Origin of the sequence: Antarcticimicrobium sediminis (assembly GCF_004348975.1) — a bacterium.
Lineage (GTDB): Bacteria > Pseudomonadota > Alphaproteobacteria > Rhodobacterales > Rhodobacteraceae > Antarcticimicrobium > Antarcticimicrobium sediminis.
The window spans coordinates 193906-207029 of the sequence record NZ_SMFP01000009.1 but is presented as its reverse complement, the minus strand read 5'-3'; the positions used below and the strand labels follow the sequence as shown (position 1 = coordinate 207029).

12 protein-coding genes are annotated in these 13124 nt (G+C 66.5%); 11 read left to right on the top strand and 1 reads right to left on the bottom strand.

Translation table 11 applies throughout. The features are described 5' to 3' along the window. Positions 1-555: 555 nt before the first annotated feature. The gene (locus E1B25_RS14725) at positions 556-1008 is read right to left on the bottom strand and encodes a nucleoside deaminase (protein ID WP_132830278.1); all 453 of its coding nucleotides are present in this window, start codon (positions 1006-1008) and stop codon (positions 556-558) included. Between the two features lie 63 nt (positions 1009-1071). On the opposite strand from E1B25_RS14725, the gene E1B25_RS14720 reads away from it, so the two are divergent. The 11 genes from E1B25_RS14720 to E1B25_RS14670 all read left to right on the top strand — a co-directional run bounded on the left by E1B25_RS14720 (position 1072) and on the right by E1B25_RS14670 (position 13091). Further along, positions 1072-2220: a pseudouridine synthase gene (locus tag E1B25_RS14720; RefSeq protein ID WP_132830277.1), complete on the top strand. Its 1149-nt coding sequence runs from the start codon at positions 1072-1074 to the stop codon at positions 2218-2220. 191 nt (positions 2221-2411) lie between these two features. Next, entirely contained in the window at positions 2412-3323 is a 912-nt protein-coding gene (locus E1B25_RS14715; protein ID WP_132830276.1) for a 5-bromo-4-chloroindolyl phosphate hydrolysis family protein, read from the top strand. A 32-nt stretch (positions 3324-3355) separates the two neighbouring features. Beyond that, the gene (locus tag E1B25_RS14710; protein ID WP_132830275.1) at positions 3356-4546 is read left to right on the top strand and encodes a toxic anion resistance protein; all 1191 of its coding nucleotides are present in this window, start codon (positions 3356-3358) and stop codon (positions 4544-4546) included. 7 nt (positions 4547-4553) lie between these two features. Further along, positions 4554-5540, top strand: a complete 987-nt coding sequence (locus E1B25_RS14705) for a DUF2927 domain-containing protein (protein ID WP_132830274.1) — start codon at positions 4554-4556, stop codon at positions 5538-5540. Positions 5541-5577: 37 nt separating this feature from the next. Beyond that, positions 5578-6726: an SPFH domain-containing protein gene (locus E1B25_RS14700; RefSeq protein ID WP_132830273.1), complete on the top strand. Its 1149-nt coding sequence runs from the start codon at positions 5578-5580 to the stop codon at positions 6724-6726. 51 nt (positions 6727-6777) lie between these two features. After that, the gene (locus E1B25_RS14695) at positions 6778-7890 is read left to right on the top strand and encodes a TFIIB-type zinc finger domain-containing protein (RefSeq protein ID WP_132830272.1); all 1113 of its coding nucleotides are present in this window, start codon (positions 6778-6780) and stop codon (positions 7888-7890) included. Between the two features lie 53 nt (positions 7891-7943). Beyond that, complete coding sequence (locus E1B25_RS14690) at positions 7944-8612, top strand: nitroreductase (protein WP_132830271.1); 669 nt, start codon at positions 7944-7946, stop codon at positions 8610-8612. After that, positions 8609-9532 carry a carbohydrate kinase family protein gene (locus E1B25_RS14685; RefSeq protein WP_132830270.1) on the top strand — a complete coding sequence of 308 codons (924 nt, stop codon included), beginning with the start codon at positions 8609-8611 and terminating at the stop codon, positions 9530-9532. Before E1B25_RS14690 ends, E1B25_RS14685 begins: the two co-directional genes overlap by 4 nt. Next, complete coding sequence (gene dtd / locus E1B25_RS14680; protein WP_132830269.1) at positions 9520-9957, top strand: D-aminoacyl-tRNA deacylase; 438 nt, start codon at positions 9520-9522, stop codon at positions 9955-9957. The genes E1B25_RS14685 and dtd overlap by 13 nt, the downstream gene beginning before the upstream one ends. Next, entirely contained in the window at positions 9958-11061 is a 1104-nt protein-coding gene (locus E1B25_RS14675) for a glycerate kinase type-2 family protein (RefSeq protein ID WP_132830268.1), read from the top strand. A 32-nt stretch (positions 11062-11093) separates the two neighbouring features. Then, positions 11094-13091 carry a CocE/NonD family hydrolase gene (locus E1B25_RS14670; RefSeq protein ID WP_132830267.1) on the top strand — a complete coding sequence of 666 codons (1998 nt, stop codon included), beginning with the start codon at positions 11094-11096 and terminating at the stop codon, positions 13089-13091. Positions 13092-13124: the final 33 nt, after the last annotated feature.

Sequence of the window (13124 nt, the reverse complement as noted above, 5' to 3'; positions counted from 1 at the left end):
GTCGCCTGCTTGTGAAGATGGATCAGCATGGTCGCACCCCGTCCCGAATGTCCCTCAGAACCGATCCTGCCATGAAAAACGCGGATCGCCGAGGGTCTATGTGATCATCCGGGATGGAACAACTATCGCATAGGCACAATCACCTCGCCCATGCCCTCGCCTGTCGCATCTGGGTTGAATCGGTCGTGGGCTTCCTGCGTCTAGATCTCGCCGCTCTTGATCGTTCCCCAAATCAGAGGGCCGTGCCTGTCCAGAACCTTGAAGCAACATCAGCGATTGCGGACATTGAACAGCCTGCAGCGAAGGTCTGAAAAGTCCCGCACAGCCAACATCCACGAAACGCCGCCCCCGCAGATTTCTGCGCGAGCGGTCCTCCGTTAAGCCCCTGTTGCCCTGGGCTCCATCCGGGGCGTTTCAACACATCTGGCAAGGGGCTTGGGTCAATCCCGGTCCCGTGTCTTTGCCCGAAGCGCAATCCGCACAGGGTGCATGGCCCGCAGGGGCGTTTCGGATTGCCAAAGACGCGGGGAGGGTCGTCTCTGGAGGGTCGTCTCTTCAGCCCCGCATCCGCGCAAAGAACCGCTGCAACAGATCTTCCGCCTCTGTCGCGCCGATACCATCATAGACCTCGGGCACATGATGCGCCTGCGTATGGGAAAACACCCGCGCCCCATGCGCCACGCCGCCAGATTTCGGATCCGAGGCGGCGTAATAGACCCGCGCGATGCGGGCGGCGGCAATGGCGGCGGCGCACATGGCACAGGGTTCCAGCGTGACATAGAGATCATGGCCGGTCAGCCGCTCTGACCCGGCGGCGGCACAGGCGGCGCGGATCGCCAGAATCTCGGCATGCGCGGTGGGGTCATGCAACTCGCGGGTGCGATTCCCCGCAAGCGCGACCACCTTGCCAAAGGGATCAACAAGCACCGCGCCGACCGGAACCTCGCCCCGTTCGGCCGCCGCGCGCGCCTGTTCCAGCGCCTTGTCCATATGGGATCTGAACACCATGCCCCCTTCCCTGCCCGGCATTCAACGCTTTCGCAAGCCCGCCTGATCGGCTAAGGCCGGGATATGAGCACCCAACCGCCCCCCGACACGCCCGACACGCCCGAAGGCGACCGCATTGCCAAGATTCTGTCCCGCGCTGGCGTCGCCTCGCGCCGCGAGGCCGAGCGCATGATCGAAGCTGGCCGCGTCAGCGTCAACGGCAAGGTCATCGACAGCCCGGCGCTGAACGTCACCGACAGCGACCGCATCGTGGTGGACGGCAAGCCGCTGGCCGCCCCCGAACCCGCGCGCCTATGGCTGTATCACAAGCCCTCTGGCCGCGTGACCACCGAGCGCGACGAGTTGGACCGCCCGACCATCTTCGACGATCTGCCCGAAGAAATGCCGCGGGTGATGAGCGTTGGCCGCCTCGATCTGAATTCCGAGGGGCTGTTGCTGCTGACCAATGACGGCGCGATCAAGCGACAGCTGGAACTGCCCAGCACCGGCTGGCTGCGCAAATACCGGGTCCGGATCAAGGGCCGCCCCAAGGACGAGGATTTCGAGCCTCTGCGCAAGGGCATCACCATCGACGGAGACAAGTTCCAGCCGATGATCGTCAGCGTCGACCGGCAGCAGGGCGCGAATGCCTGGCTCACCATCGGGCTGCGCGAGGGCAAGAATCGCGAAATCCGCCGCGCCATGGAAGAGATGGGCTTTTCCGTGAACCGCTTGATTCGGATTTCCTACGGGCCGTTCCAACTGGGCACCCTGAAAGCCGGGGCCGTCGAAGAGATACGGCGGCGCGTGATGCGCGACCAGCTTGGGCTCGACAGCCCCGATGACGTGAATACACCGCCCGATGGCGGCCACGCCAAACCGCGCCTGCGCCGCGATGTAAAGCCGGGTGTAAAGCCCGGCACAAAACCCGGCGCGACCCCGTGGGAAAAACCGCGCTCCGGCCCCGGCGGCAAACCCAGTGGCAAACCGGGAAGCGGCAAACCGGGCGGCAAGCCAAGCTACAGGCCCGACGCACGCAGCAGCGGCGGCCCCAGTGCAAAACCGGGCGCAAAACCGGACACCAGATCAGGCCCCAAATCCGGTCCCCGATCCGGTGCGAAACCCGGCCCCAGATTCGGCGCAAAACCGGGGGCAAAACCCGGGGCAAAACCAGACACCAGATCCGGCCCTCGTCCGCAGGGCAATCGCCCGACGAAGCCGCGCCGGGGCTGACATCGCCGCGCGTTGACGCATCAACCCGCCACTTCCCCCTAGCAAGCTCGCCCCGCATCGCTTACCTTTTGACGGTAACGCTAGGCTAAGGGGGCCCGATGTCGCCGACCGGATTGCAGAAAATCGCTTATGCGGCGCTGTTGATACTGCTGTTCGGGGTCGCGTCCGGCTGGCTTGGGGGGCTTTAGGCCATGGCGCAACGCTTTGGTGGAAAATTCAGCCCCGAGCCCGGCACCAATTCCGGAGCAGACCCCACGCCTGACGCGGATGCCCTACCGCCGCGCGGGGCCTATCACGGTGCGCAGATCGATCCGGTCGGCGCGCGGGCCAATCTGCTGTTCCTGCCCGCCGTGCTTTTGGTGTTTCTCTCACTTGGCGGCGGTGCCGTCTCTCTGGTGCTGGGCCTTGCGGCGGCGGGGGCACTGACGCTGGCGGCGTGGCTGTTGCGCGAAGGGCTGCGCGCCGAGGCCGCCTATAGCGCCCGCAAGGTGGCGCGGCGTCCGGCGCTGCCGCGCAAGATGCTGGCAAGCATTTTCACCGGCCTTGGGGCCGGGCTGGCCGCCTACCAGAACGAACCGGGGTTTCTGGCGCCGCTTCTTTATGGCGGGGCCGCCACCGTGCTGCACGGGCTGGCCTTTGGCATCGACCCGCTGCGCGACAAGGGGATGGAGGGGATCGACAGCTTTCAGCAAGACCGCGTCGCCCGTGCCGTGGCCGAGGGAGAGAGCTATCTCTCGGCGATGAGCGAGGCGGTGCGCCGCGCCGGCGACCGCCGGATCGAGGCGCGCGTCGAACAGTTCCAGAAAATCGCCCGCGACCTGTTTCGCACGGTTGAGGAAGATCCCCGCGACCTGACCGGCGCGCGCAAGTACATGAGCGTCTATCTGATGGGCGCGCGCGACGCGACGATCAAGTTCGCCGATCTCTACGCCCGCACCCCCGATCAAAAGGCCCGCGCCGACTACGCTGCGCTGCTGGACGATCTGGAACAGAATTTCACCGCCCGCACCCGCAAGATGCTGACGGACAACCACAGTGACCTGACCGTCGAAATCGAGGTGCTGCGCGACCGGCTAAAGCGCGAGGGCGTCCGCCTTGACTGACCGCAATTCCCTTTCAATGAGGATCCTGTTTCATGTCTGAGAAAACCCGCAAACAGGCCGAGGATACTCTGGCCGAAATCGAAACCGTAACCGCCGTCGTCCTGCCCGACCCCTCCGGCGATCTGGTCGTCCTGGAGGACGCCGGTGAAGAGGTCGGCACCGAAATCCGCAAACGGATGAATGAGATCGACATCGGCGACACCAATTCGATCGTCGCCTTCGGCTCTGGCGCGCAGGCCGAGTTGCAAGAGATCAGCCAAGCGATGCTGTCGGGCGTGCGCAACAAGGATGTCGGCCCCGCCGGCGACAGCCTGCGCACTATCGTCACCGCGATCCGCGGCTTCTCGGTCTCGGAACTGGACGTGCGGCGCGAGCGCAGCTTTTGGGAACGGCTGCTGGGCCGCGCCGCCCCCTTTGCCAAGTTCACCGCCCGCTATGAAGAGGTGCAGGGCCAGATCGACCGCATCACCGACGATCTGCTGAAACATGAACACACCCTGCTCAAGGACATCAAATCGCTCGACCTGCTCTATGGCAAGACGCTGGATTTCTATAACGAGCTGGCGCTTTATATCGCGGCGGGCGAGGAAAAGCTGGCCGAACTCGACCGCAGCGACATCCCCGCCAAGGAGGCGGAGGTGCAGGCCGCCGCCGAAAAAGATCAGGTGATGAAGGCGCAGGAGCTGCGCGATCTGCGCGCTGCGCGCGACGATCTGGAACGCCGGGTGCACGACTTGAAACTCACCCGCCAAGTGACGATGCAATCGCTGCCCTCGATCCGGCTGGTGCAGGAAAACGACAAAAGCCTCGTGACCAAGATCAACTCGACAATGGTCAACACCGTGCCGCTGTGGGAAACCCAGCTGGCGCAGGCCGTCACCATCCAGCGCAGCGCCGAGGCCGCCGTCGCCGTGCGCGCTGCCAATGACCTCACCAACGAGCTGTTGACCTCCAACGCCAAGAACCTGCGCCAAAGCAACAAGATGATCCGCGAAGAGATGGAGCGCGGCGTGTTCGATATCAACGCGGTGAAACAGGCCAATGCCGATCTGATCGGCACCATCGAGGAAAGCCTGCAAATCGCCGACGATGGCAAGGCCAAACGCGCCGCCGCCGAGGCCGAGCTGAAAAAGATGGAGGCCGAACTGCGCGACACGCTGGCCTCGGCCAAGGCGCGCAAGACCGGGCTGGGCGATACCGCCGGCACTGCGGTTCCGGGCTGATCTGCTGATGCGCGGGCTGCGCCACATATCGCACCGGGCGGGCGTTGTTTTGGCCGGGCTTGTCCTGGCCGGGCCGCTGCTGCTTTCGGGCTGCGACGAGACCGGTCCGCGCAGCTCGCCCCTGCCGCAGGCGCGGCCCGCTGCATTGGTGCCGCAAACGCCCGTCCCGCGCACCGGCGAAAGCCGGGATCTGGCGCGCTATTACCGCATCGTGCAGAACGATCTTCTCACCCGTGGGCTGCTGCGCACCGATGGCGGCGGACCGGACACGCCATTCTCTGCCGACGATCTGGTGCGCGATTTCGAGACCATTGCCTTTTTCGACGAATACTCGCGCGGCACCACGACGGCACGCCGCACCCGTGGCTCCGAAGGGGAACTCAGCCGTTGGAGCGCCCCGGTGCGCATCGGCGTGGAATTCGGCGCCAGCGTACAGCCCGCCCAGCGCACCCGCGACGCCAACGACATCACCGGCTATGCCAACCGGCTGGCCAAGATCACCGGCCACCCGATCTCGGTCCTGCGCGATGCCGGCCCCGGTGCGAATTTTCAGGTCTTCGTCGCGGGTGAAGATGACCGCGCCTATTTCCAGACCCGCCTGAAACAACTCATCCCCTCGATCAGCGCCGAGGAACTGGCGCTGTTTCGCAATCTGCCACGCTCGTTCTACTGCCTTGTCATCGCCGTCTCCGGCAGCCGCACCCCCAATACCTATACCCGCGCGGTGGCGCTGATCCGGGCCGAACACCCCGATCTGGTGCGGCTGTCCTGCATCCACGAGGAACTCGCGCAGGGGCTTGGCCTGCCCAATGACAGCCCCGAAGCGCGCCCGTCGATCTTCAACGACGATGACGAATTCGCGCTGCTGACCAACCACGACGAACTGCTTTTGAAAATGCTGTATGATCCGCGCCTGAGACCGGGCATGACCGCCAGTGAGGCGCGCCCGGTCACCCGGATCATCGCCCGCGAATTGATGGGCCAGTCGCTGTGAGCGTCTGGGCCGAAGTGATAGAAAAAGGATCGGTCTAATGGGAATTTTCGACTTTCTCACCGGCGAATTCATCGACGTCATTCACTGGACGGACGACACCCGCGACACCATGGTCTGGCGCTTCGCGCGCGAGGGGCACGAGATCAAGTACGGCGCCAAGCTGACCGTGCGCGAGGGCCAAGCTGCCGTGTTTGTGCATGAAGGCCAGCTGGCCGACGTCTTCACCCCCGGTCTCTACATGCTCGAGACCAACAACATGCCGATCCTGACCACCCTGCAACACTGGGATCACGGCTTCAAATCGCCGTTCAAATCCGAGATTTATTTCGTCAACACCACCCGCTTCAACAACCTGAAATGGGGCACCAAGAACCCGATCATGCTGCGCGACCCGGAGTTCGGGCCAACCCGCATCCGCGCCTTCGGCGCCTATACCATCCGGGTCAAGGATCCGGCCCGTTTTCTGATCGAGATCGTCGGCACCGATGGTGAATTCACCATGGACGAAATCAGCTTTCAGATCCGCAACATCATCGTGCAGGAATTTTCCCGGGTGATCGCGGGCTCTGGCATCCCGGTGCTGGACATGGCCGCCAACACGGCGGATCTGGGCAAGCTGATCGCCGCCGAGGTCTCGCCCGCGGTGGCGCAATACGGGCTCGAGATGCCCGAGTTCTATATCGAGAACATCTCGCTGCCGCCGGCGGTGGAACAGGCGCTGGACAAACGCACCTCGATGGGGCTGGCGGGCGATCTGGGCAGGTTCACCCAGTATTCCGCGGCCGAGGCGATGACAGCAGCCGCCTCCAACCCCGCCGGTGGCGGCATGGCCGCCGGGCTCGGGGCTGGCATGGGGCTGGCAATGGCCAACCAGATGGCCGCGCAACAGGGCCAACCCGGCCCTTGGGGCGCCGCTCCGCAGCAGCAGGCCCCGCAAATGGCCCAGCAGCCGGCGCAGGCTGCCCCGCCTCCGCCCCCGGTGGAACATGTCTGGCATATCGCCGAAGGTGGCCAGACCAGCGGCCCGTTCTCCAAGGCCGATCTAGGCCGGATGGCCGGCGCGGGCGAGCTGACGCGCGAAACCTATGTCTGGACCGCGGGACAGGACGGCTGGAAATACGCCGAGGACGTACAGGAGTTGGCGCAGCTTTTCACCATTCTGCCACCGCCCCCGCCCGGCGTCTGATCCGCCGCTTCCTTTCACCGGAAATATCCCCGCCGGAGGCCTGAAATCCCTATGTCCGACGTCGCCCTCACAGCCCCCGCCGCTGCCGAGCACCGCTTTCCCTGTGACCAATGCGGCGCCGACTACCGCTTTGATCCGGCGCGGGGCCTGTTGGTGTGCGATCACTGCGGCCATGAGGAGGCGGTGGGCACCAGCCCCTGGGGCGGGGCCAAGCTGCGCGAGTTGGATTTTGACGCGGCCCGCGCCGGGCGGCTCGATGCGGGCGAGACCGAGGACACCCGCGTTCTCTCCTGCCCCAATTGCGGTGCGCAGGTCGAATTCGATCCCGCCACCCATGCTGCCGAATGCCCGTTCTGCGCCACCCCGGTGGTCACCGACACCGGCATCAGCCGCCAGATCAAGCCGCGCGGCGTGCTGCCCTTTGCGCTCGACGAGCGCAGCGCGCGCAAGGCGATGACCGATTGGCTCGGGCAGCTGTGGTTCGCGCCCAACGGCCTCAAGGACTATGCCCGCAAGGGCCGCAAGATGCAGGGCATCTATGTGCCCTACTGGACCTTCGACGCCGACACCAAGTCACGCTATCGCGGCGAACGCGGCATCGTATATTACGAGACTCGCACCGTGATGCGCGACGGCAAACGGGTGCAGGAACAGGTGGCCAAGGTGCGCTGGACCCCCGCCGCGGGGCGGGTCGCGCGGTTCTTTGACGATGTTCTGGTGCTGGCCTCCAAAAGCCTGCCGAAACGCTATACCGACGCGCTGGAGCCTTGGGATCTGCCGGCGCTGGAGCCCTACCGGCCGGAATATCTGGCCGGGTTCCGGGCCGAGGCTTATACCGTCGAACTGGACGAGGGCTATACTCAGGCGCGCGACCACATGGCGCGGGTGATCGAACGTGATGTGCGCTTTGATATCGGCGGCGACCGCCAGCGCATCCACAATATCGACACCGATGTCGCCAACGTGACCTTCAAGCACATCCTGCTGCCGGTCTGGCTGGCAGCGTACAAATATCGCGGCAAAACGTACCGTTTCGTCGTCAACGGTCGCACCGGGCGGGTTCAGGGCGAACGCCCCTGGTCGGCGATCAAGATCACCATCGCCGTGGTTCTGGGGCTGATCGTCGCCGGTGGCATCGGCTATGTGGTCGCGATGAACCAGTAAGCGCACGGCAGACAGTCTGCGCCGCGCCCCAGCGCCCCGAAGGAGGAAAATACATGACCCTGGACGATCTTGATGCGCTGATGGCACAGCGTTTTTCCTGCCGCGCCTATCGCCCCGACCCGGTGCCGCGCGAAACCATCGAACAGATCGTCGCCGCCGCCAGCCGCGCGCCCTCGTGGTGCAATGCCCAGCCTTGGCATCTAAGCGTGACCAGCGGGGCGCAGACCGACGCCTTTCGCGCTGCGTTGCGAGAGCAGGCGCAGGCCGGTGGGCATGATCCCGACCTGCCCTTTCCCGACAGCTATCCCGGCGTCTATCGCGAGCGGCGCCGCACCTGCGGCTGGCAGTTGTACGAGGCGGTAGGCGTTGGCAAGGGCGACCGCGCGGCATCAAGCCGGCAGATGATGCGCAACTTCGACCTGTTCGATGCGCCCCATTGCGCCATCATCTCCAGCCCGGCAGAGTTGGGGCCCTATGGCGCGCTGGATTGCGGCGGCTTTGTCACCGGGTTCTGCCTTGCCGCGCGGGCCGCCGGTGTCGCCACCATCCCGCAGGCGGCGGTGGCCTCGTTCGGCCCGTTCCTGCACGAGTATTTCGACATCCCGCAGGATCGGCTGGTGCTTTGCGCGATCTCCTTCGGCTATGGCGTCCCCGAGGATCCGGCCAACGGGTTCCGCACCGGGCGCGCGCCGGTGGCTGATATCGTCGATTGGCGCGGATGAGCGATCCGCTGATCCTGTGTTGCGGCGAGGCGGTGCTCGACATGGTGCCCGCCACGCTGGTCGGGGGTGGTGCCGGCTTTCGCCCGGTCCCCGGCGGCGGTGCGTTGAACTGCGCCGTGGCGCTGGCGCGGCAAGGGGTCGCGGCCGGGTTCGTCGGGGCGTTGTCCAGCGACCCGGCGGGGGCGCGGTTGGCCGCCCATATGCAGGCCGAAGGCGTCTCGCTGGAACTGGCCACCCGAACCGATCACCCCTGCCCGCTGGCGCTGGCGCAACCGATTGCGGGGGGAACCCGATTTGACCTCTATGACAGCGGCAGCGCCGGCGCGCTTTATGCCGCAAGCGATTTGCCCGACCCCTTGCCGGACAGCACCCGTGCGCTGGTTTTCGGTGGCATCAGCCTGATCGCATCCCCGGCGGCAGAGGCGTTTGAAACACTGGCGCGGCGCGGTGCCGACACCCGGCTGATCTGGCTGGACCTCAACATCCGCCCCGGTTTGGTACGCGCGCCCGAGCGCTATCGCGCGCGGCTGATGCGGATGGCGGCGCTGGCCGACGTGGTCAAGGTCTCGGACGAAGATCTATGCTGGCTCGGGCCGGGGGCGCTGGATGATCTGCGCCGCCTCGCGCCGCTTGTGCTGCACACGCGGGGTGAAGACGGCGCCACCGCCCATTGGGCGACACAAAGCCTCACCCTGCCCGCCCCTCGGGTGCAGGCGGTCGATACGGTGGGGGCAGGCGATATTTTCAACGCGGCGGTTCTTGCCGATCTGGCCCGCTCCGGGCTGCTGGCCAAACCGCTGGATCTGCCTGAGCCCACATTGCGCGCCGCGCTCGCCCATGGCATCCGCTGCGCCAGCGACAGCGTCACGCGCCCCGGTGCCGACGCGCCCAAAGAAAAGGAAACCCCATGCGCGCCCTGATCCAACGCGTCAGCGAGGCCAGCGTCACGGTCGATGGTGACATCATCGGAGAGATCGGCTCCGGCCTGCTGGTCCTGATCTGCGCCATGCAGGGCGATACCGAGGCGCAGGCCGACAAGCTTGCCGCCAAGATCGCCAAGCTGCGCATTTTCAAGGACGAGGCCGACAAGATGAACCGCTCGCTGCTGGATGTGGGCGGCGCGGCGCTGGTGGTCAGCCAGTTCACGCTGGCCGCCGATACCCGCAGCGGCAACCGGCCCGGGTTTTCCACCGCCGCCCCGCCAGCGGAAGGCGCACGTCTGTATGAGTATTTCACCGCACAGATGGCGGCGCAGGGGGTCGAGGTGGAGACCGGGCGCTTTGCCGCCGACATGAAGGTCGCGCTGGTCAATGACGGGCCGATCACGATCTGGATGGAGGTCTGAATGGACCGACGCAGCACCGCGCTTGCGCTCTGGCAGGCTGGCGTGGCCGCCGTGGGCGGAGAGGCCGCAACGCGGGCGGCGCTGGAGCAGGGCACCCGCCCCGACCGTATCCTCGCCGTCGGTAAGGCCGCCGGGGCGATGACCCGCGCCGCGCTGGATAGGTTTCCCGGCGTGCCCGCACTGGTCGTCACCAAGGATGGCCACGGGGCCGGGCTGCCCGAGGGGGTGGAACTGATCGAGGCCGCCCACCCGGTGCCCGATGCCCGCAGCCTGCGCGGCGGCAAGGCGCTGCGCGAAGCGGTCGAGGCGCTGCCGGAAGGCTCTGAGCTGTTGCTGCTGGTCTCGGGCGGGGCCTCGTCTTTGGCCGAGGATCTGGCCGGGGGCAACACGCTGGAGGATCTCGCCGCGCTCAATCGCCGCCTGCTTGCCACCGGGCTGGACATCACTGCGATGAACGCAGAGCGGCGTAAGCTGTCGCGGATTAAGGGCGGCGGGCTGCTGGCGCGGTTCCAAGGCGCGCGGGTACGGGTGCTGGCGATCTCGGACGTGCCGGGCGATGATATCGCGGTGATCGGCTCCGGGATCGGCGCCGCGCCCCCTGCCCCCGCCTTTGCCTATGACGCGCAGATCGTGGCCAGCAATGCGCACGCGCGCGCGGCGGCGGCGTTCGAGGCGCGGGCGCACGGCCTTGTCGTTCTGGCGCAGGACGAGGCGCTGCACGATGAGATTGGGGCGCTGGCGACGCAACTGGGGGCGCGGCTGCGCGCGATGGGGTCTGGCGTGATGATCCTGGGCGGGGAGCCAACCGTGGTGCTGCCCGAACATCCCGGACGCGGCGGGCGCAATCAGGCGCTGGCGCTGGCGCTGGCACGAGAGATCGCGGAGCGCGACGATATCACCATCGTCGTCGGTGGCACCGATGGCACCGACGGCCCGACCGAGGCCGCCGGCGGTATCGTCACCGGCGCCACATGGGGGCCGGGCGCAGAGGCGGCGCTGGCCCGCGCCGACAGCGGAACCTATCTGGACAGCAGCAACGCCCTGCTGATCACCGGCCCGACCGGCACCAACGTCATGGACCTGGTCATCGCCCTGCGCGCTTGACAGCTTACCCGTGCAACGTGAACAGTCGGCGCATGGAGGCGACGCCGAACACTCTGCGCGCGATCGAGGAGCTGCCGGATCTGGGAATTCCCCTGTCCGATGGCTGTCGCCTTTCTGCGCGAGTCTGGCGCCCGGGGAATGCGGGCGACGACCCGGTGCCGGTGATCCTCGAATATCTGCCCTATCGCAAACGCGACGGCACCACCGCACGGGATGCGCTGACGCATCCCTGGTTCGCCAAGCGCGGCTATGCCTGCGTGCGGGTGGACATGCGCGGCAGTGGCGACAGCCAAGGGCTGATGGAGGATGAATATACCCAGCAAGAACTCGATGATGCGGTCGAGGTGATCCATTGGCTGGCCGCGCAAGACTGGTGCAGCGGCACGGTGGGGATGATGGGGATCAGCTGGGGCGGGTTCAATGCGCTGCAGGTCGCGGCGCTGCAGCCCGCGCCGCTCAAGGCGATCATCACGCTGTGTTCCACGGTCGACCGGTTTGCCGATGACATCCATTACAAAGGCGGCTGCCTCCTGAACGAAAACCTCGGCTGGGGCGCGACCATGTGGTCGCACTCCTCGCGCGCGCCGGACCCGGCGCTGGTCGGCGAGGCTTGGCGCGAGATGTGGATGCAGCGGCTGGAGAGCGAGCCCTTTCTACCCGCCACATGGCTGCGCCACCAGCGACGCGATGCCTATTGGTGCCACGGGTCGGTCTGCGAGGATTACGCAGCGATCAAGGCCCGGGTGCTGGCTGTGGGCGGCTGGGGCGACGCCTATAAGAACGCGGTGCCGCGGATCGTCGAGAACATCCCCGGTGCCAAGGGGATCGTCGGACCCTGGGTGCACAAATACCCGCATTTCGCCGTGCCCGAGCCGCGCATCGGCTTCCTGCAAGAAGCGCTGCGCTGGTGGGATCGCTGGCTTAAAGGGATCGACACCGGCGTCGAAGGTGACCCCGATTATCGCGCCTATCTGATGGACGGGCTGCGCCCCGCCACTTGGTACGCCGAGCGCCCCGGACGCTGGATCTCTGAGCCCGAGGGCGCGACATCGCATATCCCGATTGAAACGCTGCACCTGAGCGAGGCCGGGCTTTGCGACACCCCCGGCCCGCTTGCCGCGACAGTGCGCTCGCCGCATCATTGCGGCATGGCGGCGGGCGAGTATTGCGCCATCTGGCTGGGCCCCGAGATGCCCGGCGACCAGCGCTGCGACGACGCGCTGTCGGCCTGTTTTGACACCACGCCACTGGCAGCGGATATGGATATCGTCGGCGCGCCGGTGCTGCATCTGCGGCTGCGCGCGGATCGGCCGCAGGCGCAGATCGCGGTGCGGCTAACCCATGTGCACCCGGACGGGGCGTCGGCCCGGATCACCTATGGGGTGCTGAACCTGACCCATCGCGACGGGCATCGCAAGCCGCGCCCGTTGGAGCCGGGAAAAAGCTATGACATCGCCGTCCCACTGGACCAGATCGCCTATCGTCTGCCCAAGGGGCACCGGCTGCGCGTTGCCGTCTCATCGGCCTATTGGCCGCTGATCTGGCCCAGCCCGCAAAGCGCCGAACTGACGCTGGAACAGGGCCGGATCGACCTGCCGGTGCGCCCCACCGCCAGTGGCGCGGACTGCGCCTTTGCCCCGCCAGAGGCAGACGCGCCATGGCAAACCCGCCCGCTGCGCGCAGAAAGCCATATCCGCCGGATCGAGACCGACATGGTCTCGGGCACCGTGACGCTGGTGATCGAGGATGACTTTGGCAAGCACGAGGATCTCGACCACGGGATGATCGGCGGAACCATCGCGCGCGAGCGCTGGAGCATCCGCCCGGATGATCCGCTGTCCGCCCGGGGCTGGTGCCACTGGAGCGATGAACGCGCGCGCGGCGACTGGCAGACCCGGACCGAAACCACCTGCGAAATGTGGTCCGACGCCACGCATTTTCACCTGCGCGCCACACTCGAAGCCTATGAGGGCGAGGTGCGCGTCCACCACCGGGAGGTCGCAGACAGCATATCGCGTGACGCAAACTGACCATTTTCCGGGAATAAGGGTTGCGACACCTCT

Bases quoted from the DNA above. Each gene is read 5' to 3' on its own strand.
- E1B25_RS14725 (WP_132830278.1), bottom strand. From the start codon at position 1,008: ATGGTGTTCAGATCCCATATGGACAAGGCGCTGGAACAGGCGCGCGCG.
- E1B25_RS14720 (WP_132830277.1), top strand. From the start codon at position 1,072: ATGAGCACCCAACCGCCCCCCGACACGCCCGACACGCCCGAAGGCGAC.
- E1B25_RS14715 (WP_132830276.1), top strand. From the start codon at position 2,412: ATGGCGCAACGCTTTGGTGGAAAATTCAGCCCCGAGCCCGGCACCAAT.
- E1B25_RS14710 (WP_132830275.1), top strand. From the start codon at position 3,356: ATGTCTGAGAAAACCCGCAAACAGGCCGAGGATACTCTGGCCGAAATC.
- E1B25_RS14705 (WP_132830274.1), top strand. From the start codon at position 4,554: ATGCGCGGGCTGCGCCACATATCGCACCGGGCGGGCGTTGTTTTGGCC.
- E1B25_RS14700 (WP_132830273.1), top strand. From the start codon at position 5,578: ATGGGAATTTTCGACTTTCTCACCGGCGAATTCATCGACGTCATTCAC.
- E1B25_RS14695 (WP_132830272.1), top strand. From the start codon at position 6,778: ATGTCCGACGTCGCCCTCACAGCCCCCGCCGCTGCCGAGCACCGCTTT.
- E1B25_RS14690 (WP_132830271.1), top strand. From the start codon at position 7,944: ATGACCCTGGACGATCTTGATGCGCTGATGGCACAGCGTTTTTCCTGC.
- E1B25_RS14685 (WP_132830270.1), top strand. From the start codon at position 8,609: ATGAGCGATCCGCTGATCCTGTGTTGCGGCGAGGCGGTGCTCGACATG.
- dtd (WP_132830269.1), top strand. From the start codon at position 9,520: ATGCGCGCCCTGATCCAACGCGTCAGCGAGGCCAGCGTCACGGTCGAT.
- E1B25_RS14675 (WP_132830268.1), top strand. From the start codon at position 9,958: ATGGACCGACGCAGCACCGCGCTTGCGCTCTGGCAGGCTGGCGTGGCC.
- E1B25_RS14670 (WP_132830267.1), top strand. From the start codon at position 11,094: ATGGAGGCGACGCCGAACACTCTGCGCGCGATCGAGGAGCTGCCGGAT.